The organism is Porphyromonas crevioricanis, from assembly GCF_900476255.1.
GTDB classification, from domain to species: Bacteria; Bacteroidota; Bacteroidia; order Bacteroidales; family Porphyromonadaceae; genus Porphyromonas; species Porphyromonas crevioricanis.
This window is the reverse complement of sequence record NZ_LS483447.1, coordinates 339,214-360,487: the sequence shown is the minus strand read 5'-3', so window position 1 is coordinate 360,487 and position 21,274 is coordinate 339,214. Positions and strand designations below refer to the sequence as shown.

At 45.1% G+C, this 21,274-nt stretch carries 11 protein-coding genes; 3 read left to right on the top strand and 8 right to left on the bottom strand.

The genetic code is table 11. The features are described from left to right. Positions 1–22: 22 nt before the first annotated feature. Positions 23–2,794: a T9SS type A sorting domain-containing protein gene (locus tag DQN70_RS01655; protein WP_023941385.1), complete on the top strand. Its 2,772-nt coding sequence runs from the start codon at positions 23–25 to the stop codon at positions 2,792–2,794. Between the two features lie 434 nt (positions 2,795–3,228). After that, complete coding sequence (locus tag DQN70_RS01650) at positions 3,229–8,214, top strand: InlB B-repeat-containing protein (protein WP_111759315.1); 4,986 nt, start codon at positions 3,229–3,231, stop codon at positions 8,212–8,214. A gap of 812 nt (positions 8,215–9,026) precedes the next feature. Here the strand turns inward: DQN70_RS01650 and lipA are convergent. The 7 genes from lipA to DQN70_RS09565 form a co-directional block, all read right to left on the bottom strand. Continuing rightward, complete coding sequence (gene lipA, locus DQN70_RS01645; protein WP_023937334.1) at positions 9,027–9,905, bottom strand: lipoyl synthase; 879 nt, start codon at positions 9,903–9,905, stop codon at positions 9,027–9,029. Continuing rightward, positions 9,905–12,091, bottom strand: coding sequence for a S9 family peptidase (locus tag DQN70_RS01640; protein ID WP_023939954.1), 2,187 nt, complete (start codon positions 12,089–12,091; stop codon positions 9,905–9,907). The genes lipA and DQN70_RS01640 overlap by 1 nt, the downstream gene beginning before the upstream one ends. Positions 12,092–12,139: 48 nt before the next feature. Beyond that, positions 12,140–14,401, bottom strand: a complete 2,262-nt coding sequence (gene porE / locus DQN70_RS01635) for a PorE family type IX secretion system protein (RefSeq protein ID WP_023939953.1) — start codon at positions 14,399–14,401, stop codon at positions 12,140–12,142. A gap of 5 nt (positions 14,402–14,406) precedes the next feature. Beyond that, a complete protein-coding gene (locus tag DQN70_RS01630) occupies positions 14,407–15,003 on the bottom strand; it encodes a 7-carboxy-7-deazaguanine synthase QueE (protein ID WP_197711758.1) in 597 nt (198 codons plus the stop codon). A gap of 13 nt (positions 15,004–15,016) precedes the next feature. Continuing rightward, a complete protein-coding gene (locus DQN70_RS01625; RefSeq protein WP_023939948.1) occupies positions 15,017–15,436 on the bottom strand; it encodes a 6-pyruvoyl trahydropterin synthase family protein in 420 nt (139 codons plus the stop codon). A 196-nt stretch (positions 15,437–15,632) separates the two neighbouring features. Continuing rightward, entirely contained in the window at positions 15,633–16,250 is a 618-nt protein-coding gene (locus DQN70_RS01620; protein WP_042225781.1) for a hypothetical protein, read from the bottom strand. 427 nt (positions 16,251–16,677) lie between these two features. After that, entirely contained in the window at positions 16,678–16,899 is a 222-nt protein-coding gene (locus tag DQN70_RS09565; RefSeq protein ID WP_023939939.1) for a hypothetical protein, read from the bottom strand. An 86-nt stretch (positions 16,900–16,985) separates the two neighbouring features. Here DQN70_RS09565 and DQN70_RS01610 point away from each other — a divergent pair, with 86 nt between their 5' ends. Continuing rightward, on the top strand, positions 16,986–19,160 hold the full coding sequence (locus DQN70_RS01610) for a thiol protease/hemagglutinin PrtT (protein ID WP_023939937.1): 2,175 nt from the start codon (positions 16,986–16,988) through the stop codon (positions 19,158–19,160). Positions 19,161–19,937: 777 nt separating this feature from the next. Here the strand turns inward: DQN70_RS01610 and DQN70_RS01600 are convergent. Then, positions 19,938–21,227: an MFS transporter gene (locus tag DQN70_RS01600; RefSeq protein WP_023939934.1), complete on the bottom strand. Its 1,290-nt coding sequence runs from the start codon at positions 21,225–21,227 to the stop codon at positions 19,938–19,940. Between the last annotated feature and the right edge of the window lie 47 nt (positions 21,228–21,274).

Here is a 21,274-nt window from a genome sequence, read left to right as displayed (position 1 = left end):
GTGTTTAATTAATTAAAATGACATGAGAAAATTACTATTAGGGAGATTGCTTCTCTCTTGTGCTGTCCTTTTTTCGGCGGTCAATTTTTCGGCTTTTGGGCTGGAAAACTCTTCTCAGACTACAGCCGCTCCAGTTGTTATGATGGAAGAATCTGGACAAACTGTTATCCTCTTCCTCCCAGGTCCTTTTGATATCCCAAATGCACGGTTTTATTGGGATGATGGAAATGTTGGCCAGGGACCAAAAGAATTCGAGGTTGGCGAGAAAGCAAAGTACTTGATCCATCTCAAACCTGGTTATGAACTTGAGTGGCTAAAACTCGGAGAGGTCGCTCTCAAGTTGAGCAAAGTGGGTGATTTTGTATACAGAACTGAGCATACGGTAAGTTTGGCAGACAAAGGCCAGTCGCTCACGGCCGGAATTAAAAAGACTGCCGATGCAGAGTCTATCTTCATTGTAGAGGAAACACAATCAGTGGAAGATGAGAGTGATAGTCAATTTGGTGATGATATTGAGGCAAATTTGACTGGAACCAAGAGGACCCCTGGTTATAGGTACGTAAAACTTGGAGATAAACTAGAGGTTACTTTCAATAAAGCCTATCCTTTCCCTCATGGATGGAGCGTAGTGGTGAAAGCTGGTGATGTGCAAATCAATCCGGATGCAGAGAAGAGATTCCGCTTCGCTGTTTCGGAAAACATGATCAAAGAGGAAAAGTTGGTTGTAAGAACAACTTTTACTTATGACCCCAATGCAGAGCCTCCTCAAAAGCATCTGTTGACAATACAAAGTGGTGTTAAGAATGGTAGATTGTCAGTTAAGGATGTAGATAATAGGACAATCAAAAATGGAGCAACGTTGACAGAAGGGACCGATCTTTTTCTTTTGGCTAAGCCTAACCAAGGTTACACTCTGGACTATGTGAAGGTGAATGATGTTGCGCTTGAAATGACTCCTGCAGGAGATGGCTTCGAGGGTAGTTTTAGTATATCCGAGCCTACTACGATAACTTATGCGTTCAAACAAAAGACCGAACAGCCACAAGAAAAGGTCACTGTGACTTATGCAGCTCCTCAGAATGGACAATTCTCTGTGAAGAACGGCTCAGATGCAGTTGTTACCGGTTCTACTGTGGACAAAGGCTCTACTCTTTCTTTGACAGCCGTAGCTGATGAAGGTTATGAGCTGGATAAGGTAATGGCTGGCGAAATATCAGTAGCCATGACAGCTGGAGCTGATCGTACTTATACAGGTACATATCAGGCTGATGCCAATGTAACCTTTGTTGTTACTTTCAAGGAAAAGGTGATCGAAACGGTAACTATCAACTATGCTGCACCTGATCATGGTGCATTCACGGTTAAGAATGGAGAGGCCGATGTTGCCAATGGCTCTACTGTGGAGAAAGGTTCTACTCTTTCTTTGACAGCTGTAGCAAACGAAGGTTACAAGCTGGATAAGGTGATGGTTGGACAAACCGAAGTTACTATGACACTTGGTTCTGACCGCACTTACACCGGTACCTACAAGGCTGATGCAGATGTGACATTTGTTGCTACTTTCAAAGCTCATTCATCGCAGATGTTTACTGTGACGATAAAAGAATCAGATAATGGTGTTATTACGCTCAAGAAAAAAGGAGGAGAAGACATTGCTTCCGGAGCTCAAGTTGAAGAAGGAATAGTTGTGTCCGTAGTATCGACCCCTAATGAAGGTTACATATTGAAAGAGCTGAAAGCGAATGAAGAAGATATTCTTGCTAGTAAGGAATTTGTAGTCTCTGCAAATACTGAAGTTTCGGCTGTGTTCTCTAGAGGATATAAGATTACTCTCAAGGAATGTGAGAATGGTAAGGTTGTGATTTTGAATAAGGGTATTGATCCTAATGCTGTACCTAAACAGACAATTCTTTTCGTAAGAGCAATTCCTGATGCTGGTTATAGACTGAAGACTTTGCATATTGGCCAGCTCTCCAGCGCAAAGGAGATTTACAGTTTCTATGTTAGTAAGAGCTTGGAGATTTATGCCGAGTTTGAGCAAGGGGAACCTGCAGCTCCGGAAGATGGTTTCTTGCTCGAACCAGAGATTGAAGGACAGGGAGCCATTGCAATAGAGGTAGACGGGGAGGAATATAATAGATTCCCAGTTTTGGATTTGGATGAGGACAAGTCTTGTGCTATCCGTGTAACTCCTGCTGCCGGGTGGAAGCTTGCTGAGTTGACTGCAAATGGTGTTGATGTACTGGAAGTCAAGACCTTCAAGGTCAAATTGGGAGAAAATAAGATTTTTGCCAAATTTATCCCTGGTGAAGGAACTAAGTACACAGTTACGATTGCTCCTACCGAGAATGGTACAATCGCCTTGAAGGATAGAACCGGCAAGGATATTGCTTCCGGTTCTCAGGTATTTGCCGGCACGGAGTTGGTGGTAGTTGATACTCCTGCAGATAAGTACAAATTAGACAAGCTGATGGTTGGAGAAGAGGATATCACTAGAACAAAGAAATTCGTTGTGAATGCAGATGTTACTGTAAGAGCTGTTTTTGTTAACGATGGAGCCTCTGAAACAGTTGCTGCATTTGGTCTTCGTGTTTATCCTAATCCGGCGTCCGACTATGTATTGGTGCAGGGAGAGGCTCTTGCTAACGTGCAGCTCATCTCCCTTGATGGACGTGTAGTATTTGCAACTCTCGCTGATGCAGAAGGTTTCGTGCGTATCGACCTTGCTTCTATTGCCAATGGTACTTATGTGCTTGTAGTAAACGATAAGGCTACTAAGCTCGTGGTGAAGTAAGAGAGATCTTGCTTTGATGTTTTTCGAGATGGGGCATCGGAATTGTAAGTTTCGATGCCCCATTTTTGTGTTTATAGTCAATGGAGTTCTGCTTTTTTTGTGCCACAGAGTTGTTTTTATGGACTTGCTTTTTTTTGAACACTTGTGGGATGCTGTGATTTAAGAAAAAGAGGGCCTGAAAGGGAATAATAAGATGGTTATGTGAATAGAAAGATCTGAATATCAAGGATAAAAAGAGAATGCGAAATTGATTGATACCTTTAATTTTATTTTTTTAGAACATTGCTAATCTCAACAGTAATACTTATCTTTGGCAAAAGCAGTTGGACGCCCTCCTAGAGATTATTCTCGTTTTTTTCTGAACAAGGGCGTTCCCTTTTTATCTTTTACTTCTCGGGAGAGTTTTTTTGAGTGTTTAATTAATAATTTGTGGTATGAAAAGATTACTGGTTTGGAGGTTAATCCTCTCTGCAGTTGTCCTATTCTCCATGCTTGGTTTTCTGTCCCCTCTTTCTGTAGAGGGACAGACTACTTATTATGCAATTACTCTTAATAAGGAGGGGAGTGGGACTGTCAAATTTACATCCGAAGGTGTCGATATCCCAGATATCACTAAGGTCGCCTCTGGAACCAATGTGAAGATTACCCTTCTCCCTGATGAAGGGTATGAGGTCAAGTTTGCTGAGTATATTGAGGGTTCTGCCTTTTCGGGTACTCCATTTGAAAGTGGAGACTTGGTCCGCATGTACAAAAACTTGACTGTAAATGTCAAGTTTGCACAAAAGCAAGTCCAGCCGATTCGGTTTTATCTGCCTGAGGCTTTCTCCGTACAGAACGGAGAACTTATGTGGGGAAATGGAGTAACGAGTGTTTCTCAGGAGTTTTCGCCAGGAGAGGAAATGCCTCTAAAAGCTAGAGCTGATGTAGGTTATGAGTTGGACTATATCAAGGTTGGTGATAAGCCAGTTCAAATGATCTATAGCGATGCTACTCAAACTTACAGCGGAAAGCATCTTGTTAGCGAGGAAGACAGAGGAAAAGACATTAGTGCTGCATTTAAGCGCAAACCGGATGCTCCTGCTTCTTATTACATAGAGTTGAGGGAGGAGTATCAGTATAATGGAGAGGACGATGGTTCCGGTGATGATCAATCTGCCAATATCAAGGGAGCCAAGATAGATGCATCTGGACGTAAATACGTGAATATAGGTGATCAATTGGAAGTTGAGATCTTGAGCAAACTCCCCAATTGGTCTGTAAACGTCTATGTTAATCTCGAAGAAGTTATTCCGAACTCAGAGGGACTGTATAAGTTTCAGGTTGGCAAGAATATGATTTCGGAAGACAAGTTGAAGGTGAAAGTTGTATTCAAAGAATCTTCCGAAGACCCAGAACCTCCTCAGAAATATACTGTCACGATCGCCAAGGATGCAGGAGAAGGCTCCTTGTCTGTGAAGTACTTGGATGAAAATGGTCGCCAGATAACCGTGAAAAACGGTGATATGGTGTTGCAAGGCACAGATTTGTTCCTAGTGGCAACTCCCCAAGGAAATAATGTTTTGGACTATGTGAAAGTCAATGGAGCTCAGATAGAGATGGATCCAATAGCCGGAACTAATCAATTGGAAGGCTCTGCTACAGTGTCGGCTGCTACGAATATTACTTATGCCTTCAAAGAGGCTGCTGTAGAGCAAGTGGAAGTGTCTTTTGATGCTCCTGCGAATGGAACCTTCTCAGTTAAGAAAGGCGAAACTTATATTGAGACCGGCTCTACTGTGGAGACCGGCTCAGAGTTAACCTTGATAGCAGTGGCCAATGAAGGCTATGAGTTGGATAAGGTCATGGCTGGCGAAACATCAGTAGCCATGACAGCTGGAGCTGACCGTACTTATACAGGTACATATCAGGCTGATGGCAATGTAACCTTTGTTGTTACATTCAAAGAAGCTGCTTCTCCAGAGCCCGATGCATTCAAGATTACTCACAATGTAATCGGTAATGGTACCCTTGAGTTTACCGATTCAGAAAAAGAAAGAATAGAAGATCTGAACAACGTTCCCGCCAATACCGAGGTTAGTATTGATGCTATACCCAAGAATGCATTCAAGGACCGACTCAAGAGCCTGAAGCTTACTATGGGTGGTGAGGTAACGAATTTCAAGGTTGAAGATTGGGATTTCAGCTTCACTATCACTGCCGATGCTCATGTGGAAGCAGTATTTGAGGATGTTGTAACAGTCAAATATTCAGCTCCATCTAATGGTACTTTCTCCGTTAAGAATGGCGAAGCGAATGTCGAAAGCGGTTACCTCGTGACTAAGGGCTCTACGCTTACGTTGACAGCAGTGGCCAATGAAGGTTATGAGTTGGATAAGGTCATGGCTGGCGAAACATCAGTAGCTATGACAGCTGGAGCTGACCGTACCTATACAGGTACATATCAGGCTAATGCCAGTGTAACCTTTGTTGTTACTTTCAAAAAGACCGAACAGCCACAAGAAAAGGTCACTGTGACTTATGCAGCTCCTCAGAATGGACAATTCTCTGTGAAGAACGGCTCAGATGCAGTTGTTACCGGTTCTACTGTGGACAAAGGCTCTACTCTTTCTTTGACAGCCGTAGCTGATGAAGGTTATGAGTTGGATAAGGTCATGGCTGGCGAAACATCAGTAGCCATGACAGTTGGAGCTGACCGTACCTATACAGGTACATATCAGGCTAATGACAATGTAACCTTTGTTGTTACTTTCAAAAAGACCGAACAGCCACAAGAAAAGGTCACTGTGACTTATGCAGCTCCTCAGAATGGACAATTCTCTGTGAAGAACGGCTCAGATGCAGTTGTTACCGGTTCCACTGTGGACAAAGGCTCTACTCTTTCTTTGACAGCCGTAGCTGATGAAGGTTATGAGTTGGATAAGGTCATGGCTGGCGAAACATCAGTAGCCATGACAGTTGGAGCTGACCGTACCTATACAGGTACATATCAGGCTAATGACAATGTAACCTTTGTTGTTACATTCAAAAAAGCAATAGTTTCCGGTTACACTATCTCCTTCGTGAAAGACGCCGGAGAGGGTCGTATGGAAGTATTGGATTCCAATTCCGAAACGGTTGAAGACGGCTCTTCTGTTTCTGCCGGAGAAGTGATGACTGTTCGTGTTTTCCCGGCGAATGGATATGTTCCCGAGTATGTGAAAGTGAATGGAACCTCGATCAAGGTTAGCAAAGTAGTCTTTTCTAATCCGATCAGGTATGAGGGGCAATTCACGATGAAGGCAGAGAATGCTGTCATCAATTACGCATTCAAGAAGGCCGATCCCAAGCCTGTGAAAGTCAAAATGACTATACAGGCAGAAGGAGGAAAGTTCGTTGTCCTCAATGAAGGTTTGAATATCGAAGAAACAGAAGATCAAATCAATATCAAGAATGTCCCTGTTGGTACTAAGCTGCAATTCAAGCTTGTACCTAATGAAGGATATGCATTGAAGATGCTTACTTATGGATTCCCTCCCTTGGATATAACAAGTAAGGCTGTTGATCAAAAGACTGTAGAATATGTGCTTGATCTGCCCGGAAGCACTTATATGTTTACTGCGGAGTTTGCAAAGAAAGATGAGCTAGTAACAGTAAACTATATGACACCGGAAAATGGTATATTCACCATTGAGAAAAATGGTGGCAGTACCAATGTGCCGAGTGGATCTAAGGTAACTAAGGGTTCTACGCTTACGTTGACAGCTGTGGCCAATGAAGGCTATGAGTTGGACAAGGTAATGGCTGGTGAAACGTCAGTAGCCATGACAGCTGGAGCTGACCGTACTTACATGGGAAGCTATAAGGCTGAGGCGGATGTTACTTTTGTCGCTACATTCAAAGAAGCTGCTTCTCCAGAGCCCGATGCATTCAAGATTACTCACAATGTAATCGGTAATGGTACCCTTGAGTTTACCGATTCAGAAGGAGAAAAAATAGAAGATCTGAACAACGTTCCCGCCAATACCGAGGTTAGTATTGATGCTATACCCAAGAATGCACTCAAGGACCGACTCAAGAGCCTGAAGCTTACTATGGGTGGTGAGGTAACGAATTTCAAGGTTGAAGATTGGGATTTCAGCTTCACTATCACTGCCGATGCTCTTGTGGAAGCAGTATTTGAGGATGTTGTAACAGTCAAATATTCAGCTCCATCTAATGGTACTTTCTCCGTTAAGAATGGCGAAGCGAATGTCGAAAGCGGTTACCTCGTGACTAAGGGCTCTACGCTTACGTTGACAGCAGTGGCCAATGAAGGTTATGAGTTGGATAAGGTCATGGCTGGCGAAACATCAGTAGCTATGACAGCTGGAGCTGACCGTACCTATACAGGTACATATCAGGCTAATGCCAGTGTAACCTTTGTTGTTACTTTCAAAAAGACCGAACAGCCACAAGAAAAGGTCACTGTGACTTATGCAGCTCCTCAGAATGGACAATTCTCTGTGAAGAACGGTTCAGATGCAGTTGTTACCGGTTCTACTGTAGAGAAAGGCTCTACGCTTATGTTGACAGCCGTAGCTGATGAAGGTTATGAGTTGGATAAGGTCATGGCTGGCGAAACATCAGTAGCCATGACAGTTGGAGCTGACCGTACCTATACAGGTACATATCAGGCTAATGACAATGTGATATTTACTGTCAGCTTCAAACCTATTCAGAAGATGTACACCGTTACTGTGAAGGCCACAGAAAATGGTACTATTGTTCTGAAAAATAGCGAAGGGCAAGAAGTTGTTTCTGGTTCAAAAGTGGAAGAGGGTAGTATGATAACTGTTGTCGCTACTCCGAATGAAGGATTTGAACTGAAAGAACTCAAGGCTAATGACACGGATATTTTCGTAGCAAAGGCATTCAAGGTAGAAAAGGATACGGAGGTAACAGCCCTATTCTCTCAGAAAGAGATAAAGTATACCGTCGTAGTTGCTCCGACCGAAAATGGTAGTGTTAGCCTGAAAGACATGCAGGGCAATCCTGTTGCTTCGGCTTCTCAGGTAGTGGCTGGTACAGAGCTGGAAGTAGTAGTGACTCCTTCGAAGGGATTCAAGTTAGAAAGCTTGTTGGCCGGGAAAGAGAATATTACTGAGACGAAGAAGTTCGTTGTAAACAGCAATGTTACTGTAGTAGCAAGGTTTGTTTTGGACGACTCTGTCGAAGCTGTTGCTTCTGAAAGTGTTCGTGTTTATCCGAATCCGGCAACTGACTATGTTTTGGTAGAAGCCAATGCAGATGCTCAAATCCGCTTGCTGTCAATGAATGGTCGCACACTGATCTCTGCTCGAACCAGTGCAGAGGGCTTTGCTCGTATCGATCTGAGTTCGATAGCTGCAGGTACTTATCTGCTGACGATAGACGGAGCTGTAAGAAAGCTTATCGTGAAGTAACAATCAATCTAACGGGGCTGTGGCAAAATTTAATTTTGCCCACAGCCCCATTTAGATGCGTTAGAATGCGCAAAATGCAAGGCACTAATACTGAGGCTGAAGGGAGCATACCGGAGTATGGAACCGAAGCCGAATGTCGCAAGTAACACAGCCGTTTGCGTATTACGACACATCGCCATGGTGAAGCCGGGGTGACGAGACAATGCGTTCTCGTTACCCCGGCTTTTTTTTATGCAGTGAGTATTGTGCACCACGACACTCTCAAAAAGAGAGTCAATAGGGAGAGAAAAACGAAGAGATAATATCCTATTCTCCGCTCTTAAAACAGATAAGTTCTGTAAAAACTCACTCCTCGATAAAATCCAGAAAAACAGAAGAAAAGGAGATCATAGAGACAAGTGAATGCACCTCTTTTTATGAGTTCTTATTGACCTTCCAGAATGTCGATGAATAGAGCGTTCTGGAGAGGTCAAATTTCTCTCCTGAGAGAAATTTTGCTAACACGGGAGAGAGCATTCGTTTCCTCAGGAGATAATTTTTGTTCTCTCCTGTGTTAGTAAAAAGCGACTCCTATGAGTATCAAAAAAGAGAGGGAAAAACGAACTAAAAAGCCACTAATTTGAGCGAAAAGACAGTCTGATCCGATAATACAAATAAGAGTAGTAATACAAAATATAACGTTGCCTGTGAAGATTACATCAATACATTTAGCAAGCTCTGTGCAATACTCTTATTCTGAGATTTTGTCGAAAGACCATGTAGATTTTCAGTGAAAGGTCTGGAGAGGGCCTTTTGAGCTTGTGCAACGGTTTCTACAAATGCCTTTCTGCGTGGTAACTGGACCGAACCAGCGGTGCTGACTCTATGTGTCGGAAGCCTTTCTCCAAGCCAATCAGGCGAAGGCGTTCGAACTGCTCCGGTCGAATATATTCCTCTACTGGCAAGTTGCGTCTGGAGGGTTGTAGGTATTGGCCGATGGTGATCACGGAAACACCGACAGAGAGCACGTCATCCATCAACTCGCAAACCTCTTGCTCCGTTTCGCCTAATCCCAGCATGATCCCAGTCTTGGTTGTGACACCAGCGGCTGCAATATGTGCCAGTACGTGCAGGCTGCAATCATAGGTTGCCACATGTCTTACCGAGGGAGTTAGTCGCCGAACCGTTTCCATATTGTGCGATATGATATCCGGCTTGGCTGCTATAATGAGGTCAATGAGGTCTGTTCGACCTCGAAAATCGGGTATCAGTACCTCTATGGTCGTATTGGGGCAGGTTGCCTTGATTTGTCGAATCGTATTTGCCCAATGGTTCGCCCCATAGTCGGGGAGATCATCTCGGTCTACACTGGTAATCACCGCATGTTTGAGCTTCATCAGCTCGATGCTACGTGCTACATTGGCTGGCTCGTTAGGGTCGAGAGGCAAGGGCTTGCCAGTATTGGTGTTACAGAATCGGCAAGCTCTGGTGCATATATCTCCGGCAATCATAAAGGTGGCCGTGCCACGGCTCCAGCATTCGCCCATGTTGGGGCAACGACCACTGGAGCAGATCGTATGCAAGCAATGCTTGTCTACTATGTCTTTCGTGCGGGCAAAGTGGTCGTTCGCACTCAGACTGATTTTGAGCCACTCAGGTTTGCGCAGAGGGCGTTTCCTGGGCCCTTGCAGAGGTGTTTCTTCTGTGGTCATTAGAGGTTGTCGAAAAGATAATTGGCCATGCGAGTATACAGGTGTAGACGGGTATTGCGCCCCGGTATACTATGATTTTTATCAGTGTATATTGCCTGCTCGAAAGGTATGCCTGCCTCTACCAATAGATTGGTGAGATTCATTGTATTCTGCAGGTGTACATTGTCATCGGCAGAGCCATGGATAACCAATAGTTTGCCACGAAGTTGATTGGCAAAGCGAAGAACGGAGGCTTCGTCGTATCCTCGCCCGTTTTCTTGTGGAGTGCGCATATACCGCTCTGTGTATATAGTATCATAGTAACGCCAATCGGTTACGGGGGCTACAGCTATCCCCAGCTTGAAGGTTCCCTCTCCTTTGCACAGACTCATCAGAGTGTTGTACCCTCCATAGCTCCAGCCCCATATCCCTATACGAGAGGCGTCTATATAGGGTAGTTTCCCTAATTCTTTGGCTGCGCTTATTTGGTCTTGTGTCTCCAATGTGCCGAGTTTGAGGTAGTGACATTTACGCCAATCTTCTCCTCTGGCGGCAGTGCCTCGTCCGTCCACGCAGGCTACAACGATCCCATTGACTGCGAGGTATTGTTCCCAATCGAGTCGGAAAAGATCTGCCACCTGTTGCGAGTTAGGACCACTATATTGCACCATGAGGAGTGGATATTGTTTGTTCGGGTCGAAGTCAAGAGGCTTCACTATCCATGCATTCATATCCTGTCCGGCTCCATTTTTCACTTTGATAAATTCTTTCTTGGCCAATTCGTAGCCCTGCAATTTCTTCCTTAGAGCTGCATTGTCTTGCAGGATACGTAGAGGTTTATTGGGAGTCTTCGTCCTGTACAGAGCAACCTCCAAGGGAGTATCGATGCTACTATGATTGTTGATGAAAAAGGAGAAGTTACCGCTGAACCGGGCATGATTGTTACCCTTGGCATTACTCAAGCATAGTGTTTTCCCTTTCGGATCTACACGGTAGACTTCCCTACGCAACGGACTTTCTTTGGCTGCTTGGTAGTAGATGTTTCCTTGCCCATCCATTCCGTAGAAGCGTGTCACATCCCATTCTCCCTTGGTTATTTGCCGTTGCATTATCCCTTTGGCATTGTATTGATAGAGATGTTGCCATCCATCTCGTTCGGAGAGGTACACAAAACCATCGGCAAGTAGAAGGATGGAGCTTATGGCTTGCTCGTCTATATATCTCTCATTCTTGTCTTCGAGTATCAGTTTTGCTACCAGACTTTTGGGATGTACATAATACATCCGCAAGAGATTCTGTTGTCTGTTGAGGGTGACAACAGCCAATTCATCCGATTTGTAAGTAAACTGTAGCCGTGGAATATAGATGTCTGCCATATTCGGTAGTTGCACCGTCTTAGTAGAGCGATTGTCTATGTTGTACAGATGTACGGAGAGGCGGCTGTTTTGCTCCCCTGCCTTGGGGTATTTATAACGATAGGCTTCGGGATAGAGCTTTCCGGCTGGGGCATACATGGGCATGGCATATTCTTTCACCAGACTTTCATCGGTGCGACCATAGGCCAGAAAAGAACCATCCGGGCTGAAACTCATCAATTTTGTCTGTCCAAATTCTTCTTCGTAAACCCAATCGGTTTGTCCGTTGATTATCTCATTCTTCTTGCCATCGGTCGTCACAGCAACTTCTGTGTCGAAGTCGAATTTTTTGATATAGATATTGTTGTCTCTCACAAATGCGACCATACGACCATCGGGGCTGAATGTCGGGATACTGATTTGCCCTCCTTGCTCCGAAAGCGGTTTCACAAGTTTGCGTCTGACATCATAGTCATAGACTTCTGCTGTGTAGGAGTGTCTGTAGACCGGATTTTTTTTGTTGAGGAGTAAGATATGAGTGCCATTAGGACCTACGATGTAGTCATCGAAGTGATCAAAGGAACAGTCTTTGGCCGAAGTAGTACTGAAGAGCGTATCCACGACTTTGCCTGTGGCGAATTCATAGCGTACAATAGCTGTATTGTCTTTTGTCTTTTCTGTGTAGAAGGTATCTCCCATGGGGCGGAATGTACCTCTGGCTCCCAATTCTTGAAAGTCCCCTCCGGTAATTTCGCTTAGGGTTATTCTCTTCTTCTGTTGAGCTGAGAGAGGCAATACAGCGATCAGGCCCACAAGAGCCATGACTATGAATGTCTGTTTTTGTCTTGTCATATCTTGGTTTTGCTTTGGTTTCTTTCGATGTTCGACTTTGTTTTCTTCTTAGGTACGTTTGGCAGACTCTGTGCTGTCTTGAGGAACAGAAGAGGGGAGCTTATCGGTCTCATTGAGAGTACGTTCTGTTTTCTCTTTACCTGCTGCTTCTTCTCCGGACTCAAACTCTCTATTGTCCTTTTGATGCTCTGTTGTTGCTTCCTTGATTTCTCTGTTATTCGTCCTTCCTTCGTCCGGTTTTTCCTCTGTGGCGTTTTTCTCCTTGGTTGGTTGCAGGGCCTGCTGCTTTGCTGCTCCAGTCTGCTGTTTCATTTTTACCAACTCTGCGGCTGGTATGACACTAAATTCGGTACGTCGATTCAGTTGGTCTGCTATCTGCTGTCGATCACTCGACAAAGACTGAATGAGAGAGTCTGTCAGGATTGTTCCCTCAGGCAGAAAGTCGTATGTCTTGGCCAATCCTTTGCTTATGCTGCGGGGTCGCTGTTTGCCGCAGCCGATGGGATACAGCCGGGTAGAATCAATTCCTTTGGAGACAAGATAGTCGCACACCGATTTGGCTCTGCGATCGGAGAGATCCAAATTGTATGCATCCGATCCCTTGCGGTCTGCGTGAGATGTCAGGCGTATGGAAATATCCGGATTGTCGTTTAGGATTTCTATTAGTTCATCCAAGCTTTTCTTGCTTTCTGGGCGTAGCGAAGCTTTATCGAAATCATAGAAAATATCTTTGAGAGCTTCGGGTGTCAGACGAGATGCGAGGTAAAAATCGACATAGTACACCTCGTCTTGCCGAGCAGTGTCGGTCTGGATACGTGCATAGCGGTTGAGGAAAGAGGATGCTCCGGCGAGCATGACGTATTCGGAGGCTCCTTCGACAGCTATCCTGTATGAGCCATCGTCTTTGGTGTAGACCAAACCTTTCCCCACAGGGCCTTTGTCTCCCACGATGCGTAGCTCTGCTTGAGGGATCGGTTCCCCTTCTCGGTCATAGACATAGCCCTCTATATAGAGGCGAATTGCAGGACGGTAAAATTCGTACAAGTGTGGTCGAGCCAAGGCGTCATTTCTTGTAGAAGAGAATAGACCGCTCTCGGCTATGGGGTCATCGGAAGACCGTTCCGTAGGATCGAATACAAAACCGAAATCATCAGCAGAAGAGTTGATTGGAGGAGCCAGATGTGTCACATCCCAGTGCCCAACAGAGTCGAGTGTGGCACAGAAAATATCCAATCCACCAAGCCCCGGATGTCCGTTCGAGGCAAAATAGAGAGTCGAGTCTGTGGCCATATAGGGAAAAAGTTCGTCCCCTATGGTATTGATGTCTGTTCCGAGATTTTCCGGAAAGCCAAATCCCTCCTGAGTGATAGCTGCGCGATAAAGGTCTTTCCCCCCACGGGAGCTTCCTCCTTCGCTTACGAAGTACAGCCATTTACCATCAGGGCTTGGTGCCGGGTGTGCTGCCATTCTCAGGCTGTCGCTCCACAGTTCCACAGCTGTGCCGCTACTCCATCCACCATCTCCCGATGCTTTGGAGCTATATATTTTGGCAGTACGAGAGTATAACTCATTTTGCTCGGCATAGGTGTAGTAGAGGGTTTTGCCATCCGAGCTAAGAGCTGGTGTGCCTTCGTCCTGATCAGTATTGACCCCACCAGGTAGAGAGTCAGCTTTGCTGTATTTCCCTTTGTTATCCCTTTTGGTGTAATAGATATTGTTAGGGTTGAGGCCGGTGATATCGCTGGGGCTAATAGAAGGATCTTTGCTTCTGCTGGAGGAGAAGTATATGGCGGAGCCGTCGGGAGCATAGGTGGCGGAGAAGTCTCCTCTGGGCGAATTGAGCAGCGGGGATTTGCGTATGCTATAGATCGCAGTTTTTTGTCCTGACGTTGCTATCCGGCAGCCTTCCTCTCCGAGTATTCGTCTGGGATCCTGTGGGTGAGCAAGGGCGAATTGGGCATAGTATTTCTGTGCATCCTTATATCTGCCCAAGCCGTGAAAGGAGTTGGCTATGCGCAGGTAGAGCAAACTGTCGGGGTATCTGTATCGCAGAGCAGACTGGTAGGAAGATAGGGCCTTGTTCATTTGCCCCAGACGACTGTAATTCTCTGCGGCATGCCAAGCCAGATAGGCTCGTTGCTCTCGTTTGTCTTTGCGAGTGCGTTTGTAGAGGATGTTGTAGTAGTTTGCTGCCTTATGATACTCTCCATTGTGTTCGGCTTTCTCCGCATCACCGATCTTTATGCTCTTGCAACTGAGCACCGAAGCGAGCAGGAGCAGGCAACAGCAGATATGGTACAGCTTTTTCACAATCGTTAGGCTATTCCGATCAGTTTGTGTAACTGGATACTCAGCTGCCAGCGCGGATGCGCCAGGCAGTATTCTATACATCGTTTCAGGGCTTGTGGATCTGCCATATCACCTTTAGGTTGAGTCTGGAAAACCGGGCTTACGCAGTAGTGATGAGCAGCAGGCAGGAGACTTTCGTGTGGGGGAAGCTCTCCTGTTGCTTCTATCAAAAAGCGCCATTCACTCACTCCTTTGGGGAAGATCCGGGCAAGCAGAGACCAATCGCGATGCTTTGGGCTGCAACTGATATAATCCAGTCCTTGTGGAAGAGTATGGGTGCCGTTGGTTTCAATAGCTTGGTAGTAGCCTAGAACGGCAAAGTAGGCAATATGTTCATCAGTGAGTTGTAGGCTGGGCTCGCCCCCTGTCCATATCATTTCCCGAGAGGGGTATGTGGCTATTGCTTGGGCTATCTCGTGGACTTGCATAGGACGACCATGGGCAAAATCCGTATCGCAAAAAGAGCAATCAAGGTTGCAGCCGGAAAGTCGCACAAAAACGGATGGCCGACCGCTGCGTCCGCCTTCGCCTTGCAGGCTGTAGAATATCTCTTTTACGAGCAATGGCTTCATCTTCTTACAGAGAATAGGTTGCCGAACATTTAGCTGTTTCTTCTACTCGGCAGCTGTGCAGGGTCACCCGACTGCCTTGCAACAAAGATGGAGCTATATCTTCGACCAGATAGCGAGCCATATTCTCTGCTGTCGGGTTAAAGGGAACGATCACGATGTCCTGTGGTACAATGGCTTGAAGTTGCTCCAATAGCGGATCTTCCTGCCAGATCATGAACTTATGATCCCATTCACGCTCCAGATAGGCACAGAGGGTGGATTTGATTGTGCCGAAATCAATCACCATACCCAGCTCGTCTGTTTCGTCCGAAATGCAGCAGAAGTGTATGCGATAGTTGTGACCATGCAAATGTTTACACTTGTGTTGGTGCCCCACCACTCGGTGCCCCATGCTGATGTCGTGGTATCGTTCGGCTGTAATCATTGGTTTGTAGCGTATTGTTCAGCTGCTGAAAAAACGCTCCCGTCTATTCCCAGAAGCTCCCAAAGATACGGTTTTTGCCCCTAATCATGGGATTGATGCAGAGTTGAGGTTTGATATGTGAGACAAGTAGAGGCGACAAGTGAGCTTCGGAGGAAAAGATGAATAAGTTTTCCGTTGGTTCAGCAATTCGTGTCAATCACGGCTGACTTACCAACGCATACTTGAAGAATAGCCCTTGGTAGACAGTAATATGAACTTCTTTGTTTAGCAATGGTCCGAATTGCTCTGCTTTCCCCTCGAATCTATATTGTTCGCCTCTGTTTTCTACTGAAATCCTCACAAAGCGTTTGTCTCTACTTTGCTCCTCCTCCTCGCTTAAAACAGCTTTCCCCTTGAAGACAATTTCATGATACAGGGCATTTATATTGGAATACAAGCTCGGTTGGAAGAAATAGATACAAACAATCATCATTATGAATACAGTCCACCATTTTAGCCCTATATCTGGGGGAGTGCCGAATGCTCCATACAACTTGAAGTTTCGAAGCATCTTGCTAAAAGTATTGTCTCCAGTAATAAAAATTAAATACAACAACCATGGTGCAATGACAAGAAGTAAGCTTATTAACCATGTATAAACAATTGGAATTTCAGATAGAAATAACTCTTCTTTCGCCACATTGGATATGATTAAAATGGCAAGCCAAAATAGGGTAAATCCTAATAGGAAAAGGAGACTCCTAACAATCAGCTGCGTAAATTTTAGAGGCTGTTCTTGCTCTGCTTTCCGGGCTATTGATTTTTTGAATTTCATTTGTCGGGGATTTTTCTAAATGTTGAGAAACTACTTCAGATAAAAAGGATGCAGCCAATAATCCGTAATAGGTTCGAGTATATTTCTTCTAGGCTGAACTTCGGGCTCTATCGTTCTTTTCCTTCTAACGATATAATTAAATAATCCGACGAGAGACTGTTTTTGTGAAAAAACAACAATTGACATTTGTGTAGCCAACAAATCGAAATCTTTTGTCCCATTTTCTCTCTCATTTTTGTGTCGTTATAGAGGTAAGATATGAAAAAATGGCCGAAGGTTTCTTCAATTACATTCTTATTTGAATGTATTGTTTGGGAGAAATGCTTGTCTATCTGCAATAGGAAGCTGTTGTGTATCATCAAATTCGTTACAAATATAGCTGATGCAAGAATGGAATAGAAGTTTCTAATCTCTACTCGAGAAACTCCTAACAAGCAATCTTGGGATCGATCGAGAAACTCCGGTCGGCAATGCTGGTTTTGCGAGGGGTGAGGTGTCTCTGCCCTATTACATCCTCTGGTTTCAATTCCTTCTCCCAATTCCTGCTTATGCGAAGTCTGGCAAGAGGCTCGCTAAGAAGGTCTTTTGAGGGAGTGAGAAACAATTCCAGAGGACTTTTATCGAGGCTCCCGAATCTTTCCTGTTTCATGGTTTTAGATTATTGGTAAATTTGTCGCCAGTGAGCTTTTTAACCGACCTCTATCTAACTTACTAAACTTTGTAACAACACTAAAGATGAAGAAAATTATTCTCTTGACACTGGCCTCTCTGTTGAGCATGTGGATTGCTGTGGCCGGGCCGATAGATTCGGAGCGTGCGAGCTTGATTGCTACACGCTTGTTTGAACAAATGGAGAAGCCTTCACCTTTGAAGAAAAACATAACTTCAAAAGGAGAAATAAGGCTGACACATACCGTGATGATGGATGCGGATATACAAGCCGCCGGATTTGGCTCTATGGGTGAGTCGCTTACGCCTTGTTTCTATGTATTCAACCGTGGTGATAATGCCGGTTTTGCTCTTGTCGCCGGGGACGATTTAGTTCCGGAAATACTGGCTTATTCCGACAGAGGACAAATTGACATGGAGCAATTGCCGGACAATTTAGCCTTTTTCCTCCGTCTTTATCAGCACGAAATACAGACTATTATAGCTTCCGGAATTGATGTGTCTACCTTTTCCTCCTTTGAGTATCCTGATCTGCCTGAGGCTGTACTGCCATTGATGGAGACCGGTCCATGGGAGGGCAAAGCCATCCGTTGGAATCAGCTTGCACCATACAATATGCAACTTCCCGAGGGGGCCATCTATACTGGTTGTGTGGCGACAGCAGTGGCACAATTGATGCGTTATTATACTTGGCCGGAAAAAGGACAGGGAAAGAACGAGTATACGGATTATTATGGGAACGAGTATTCCGTAGAATTGGGCCAGACCTATGACTGGGAGAATATGCCGGGAACTGTAGACGAGAAGAATGCTCCTAAGGAACAACGTTTGGCTCTAAGTGCATTGATGCGTGATGTCGGATTATCTATCAATACATCCTATTCGAATAGAGGAAGCTATGCCTACACTCCCCCCGTGATACGAGCTCTAAGGAACAATTTTTTCTACAAGAAGAGCATAAAGATGCTTGACCGTCACACTACCACCGCCTATGAATGGCAGAAAATTGTGCGTACTGAGTTGAGCAAGAAAAGACCCTTATACTATGCCGGTGCAGACAGAACATCTGGTCATGCCTTTATTTGTGATGGCTATAAAGCTGATGGTACCTACCACTTCAACTGGGGCTGGAGTGGATTGTCTAATGGATATTTCCGCCTGACACTTCTAGCTCCTCTGCAGTTGGGAGCAGGGGCCGGAAACGGTACCTTCACCATACTGCAAGAGATTATTGTCGGTCTTGAGCCAGACAAGGATGGAGCAGATGACAAGTTTGGAGATTGTGATTTCCGTCTCAATGACATGCATAAGGTGAGAGATGCAGGTCAAAAAATAGAAGGAGAAGCACGAATAACTTGCATCAACGAATTCAAGCCTAATTTCCTTTTCGGTGTCCGTATAACAGACTCGGAAGGAAAAAGCACTGACCTGCAAGCTTACGAAAAAGAACTGACCGTCAATTATAAATATTCTATCAGTATCCCTTATAAATTCGACACAGAGTTACTCAAGCCAGGTACTAATAAGGTGACTTTCATCACCAAACGTACTGATGTCCCTGGAGCTGATTGGATACCATTGCTTTCCTACGCAGATATTCCTCATCCTTATTATTACATAGACAAGGCTGACAAGTTGAATATCAGAGTGGTCGGAGCCAGACAATTTGATGTAAAAATCGAAAAGGTTGAGAGTGACCTCCGTTCGTATGGGCCGAGTACGATAGATGTATTTTTTACGAACAGCGGAATAGATGAACAGCGAGAGCTATTATTCCTAAAACTGACTCCTAAGGGAGAAAATCAAGCTCTCAAACCATTTTCTTTCAGAGGCCAATTGGCAGAAATTGCACCAAATGGAGCCTCTTCTGTGTTGCATTTGGAAGTAAAAGAGCTAGAAGTCCTGGCAGGTACCTATACTCTTCTTGGCAGATTTGACAGAGAATACGATTGGCAAGAGTTGGGAGAGGTCGAGGTTAGAAATTATTGGGACGAGTATATCTCCAACCCCAAAAGCCGAGAGCAGATGCTCGCATATCCCAATCCAACAACCGGACAAGTAATACTTCGTAATCCGGGAGTAGACATGGTCGATTATGCTCTCTATACCATGGATGGTCGTTTGCTCAGAAGAGGTTTGTTACAGACAACTGAGCAGATTGTCGATTTCAGTGAGTTGCCAGTAGCTGTCTACCTGTTGCGTATAGGACAAGAACAAACCAAGTTGGTGAAGAAAGACTAAGTTCCAACAGATAGAATAGTAAGGCTGTGGTATCCGGCTTCCCTTGCCGAGTTACCACAGCCTTATTTTTTCATAGCTACACGTAGGAGGGGTAGAGAAGGATTGTCTATTTCCTGCTATTGAAACTGATATGTTTTGTAAATTCTTATTCGCGACAAAAAGTGGAGAAAGAGAGAAGAAAAGACTGTACGAACAAACGGATAACCTCCCTTTTTATACGCTCTATATCGATCTTTTGAAATGCCGATGAATAGGCCGTTCTGAGAGGGTCAATTTTCTCTCCTGAGAGAAATTTTGCTAACACAGGAGAGAGCATTTTTTTTCTCAGGAGAGAATTTTTGCTCTCTCCCGTGTCATTCAAAAACACCTCCTGCAGGGATCAAAAAAGAGTAGAAAATCCAAGGTCAAAAAGCTCCAATCTGAGCATAAAAACATTGCTCGTAAGCAACTGAAAGCAATAAAAAGACACACTATTTAACCGGCTTCTTGTAGGATCATATCGGCACTATTGAATGAGGGCACAGCCTTTCGAGGGGGATGTGAGCTCCGTGCTGTAGTTCTCTTTGGACTGGCAATCTAAACACCAAAAATAAAGAAAGAGAGGTACTCTCCGAAAGAATACCTCTCCTCCTGTGAGACTGTCGCACGAATACAGCATTCGCTACACTATTCCTGACGCTCGGGGTTGGTTGGCTATTTGTCTAAATCTGCTCCCTTCTCCTTTGAGCCCTAATGCTTTCGTGATTACTGCATTCTGCAAAGTCCGGCAAAGAATAATTATCTCTCAATACGATCTGCTCGTAGGCGAGGCCGAGAGCCTATGAGAGCATAGAAGAGCATATAGGCCTCACCGGCCAATACCAGAAGCCAAGTGAGATCCCATGAGCCGAGTTTGTCTGCCCAAATTCCTTGAGCGAAAGGCAGGACTGCTCCTCCTACGACTCCCATCATCAAGAGCCCCGTACCCTTAGCTGTGTATTTACCAAGACCTTCCAGAGCCAGACTGAAGATAGCTCCCCACATCACAGAGTGGAAGAATCCGATTGCGATCAATAGCCATGGCTGTTGTATGAGCATAGCCAGCCCGAGCAAAATCATTGCCGAGAGGGATGAGATGCTAAGGAGCACTTTGGCAGAAACCTTGCTTAGGAAGCTACTCAAGAAACGTCCGATGAGCAGGCAAAGCCAATAAACCGTAATCATCTGTGCGGCTTCTGGGCCGGTCATCCCCAAGTCGGATTTGGCGTAGAGATTGAAGTTGCTGCCAATACAAACTTCTACACCGACATAGCAGAAGAGGGCCAAAACACCCAGAGAGAGGTGACTAAATCGCCAAGCTGAGTGTGGTAGCTCTTCTCCCGATGCTGCAGTCGTGTTGGCCAGATTCGGGAGCTCCAATCGACGGATAATGGCATATAGTAGCAGCATAGCCAGGATGAGCACCCCCATTGGTAGAAATATAGACTGTATGTCTACATCGGTGCCGGCCTGCCCACGGAATACGGCATAAGCTACAAAGAGAGGCCCGATAGTGGTCATGATGCTATTGCCTGTGCCTCCTATGTTTTGTCTTTGCACGGGGGATGTCCCTTTGACATCACAGGCGATCAGATACGGATTGACCGAAGCCTGCAAGAAAGTTAGCCCAGTGCCACTAATGAAACTCCCCAAGACAAAAATGAAGTAGCTGAGCGGTATGCGAGCATCCCACAGTGTAAACTCGATTGGTCGGGAGAAGCTGTATCTGTACTGCATGGCAGAGCCGAGGAATATGCAGAAAGCCAGCCCTAAGATTCCTACGCCCATGAGCAAGGTCTTTTTGTAGCCATTACGCTCCAGATAACGAGCTGCCAAGGGGCCTATCAACAAATAGGCCAGGAAAAAGGCAAATACCAGAAGGGTAGAGAATGTATTTTCGTAAGAGCCTGCTGACTGCAGGTAGGCGGACTGTATAGGGACTTGGAACTGTTGGTTGATGCTGGTGATAAATCCGATCAGAGCCATCAACACGACCATGGTGATGAAAGGCCCCAGATAGGAAGTGCGACTGTTTGTACCGGTATCCATGATGTTGCGTTATGATGATTGGTGGAGCCTGCTGTTCGTTGGCTCCC

Bases quoted from the DNA above. Each gene is read 5' to 3' on its own strand.
- DQN70_RS01655 (WP_023941385.1), top strand. From the start codon at position 23: ATGAGAAAATTACTATTAGGGAGATTGCTTCTCTCTTGTGCTGTCCTT.
- DQN70_RS01650 (WP_111759315.1), top strand. From the start codon at position 3,229: ATGAAAAGATTACTGGTTTGGAGGTTAATCCTCTCTGCAGTTGTCCTA.
- lipA (WP_023937334.1), bottom strand. From the start codon at position 9,905: ATGACCACAGAAGAAACACCTCTGCAAGGGCCCAGGAAACGCCCTCTG.
- DQN70_RS01640 (WP_023939954.1), bottom strand. From the start codon at position 12,091: ATGACAAGACAAAAACAGACATTCATAGTCATGGCTCTTGTGGGCCTG.
- DQN70_RS01625 (WP_023939948.1), bottom strand. From the start codon at position 15,436: ATGATTACAGCCGAACGATACCACGACATCAGCATGGGGCACCGAGTG.
- DQN70_RS01620 (WP_042225781.1), bottom strand. From the start codon at position 16,250: ATGAAATTCAAAAAATCAATAGCCCGGAAAGCAGAGCAAGAACAGCCT.
- DQN70_RS09565 (WP_023939939.1), bottom strand. From the start codon at position 16,899: ATGAAACAGGAAAGATTCGGGAGCCTCGATAAAAGTCCTCTGGAATTG.
- DQN70_RS01610 (WP_023939937.1), top strand. From the start codon at position 16,986: ATGAAGAAAATTATTCTCTTGACACTGGCCTCTCTGTTGAGCATGTGG.
- DQN70_RS01600 (WP_023939934.1), bottom strand. From the start codon at position 21,227: ATGGATACCGGTACAAACAGTCGCACTTCCTATCTGGGGCCTTTCATC.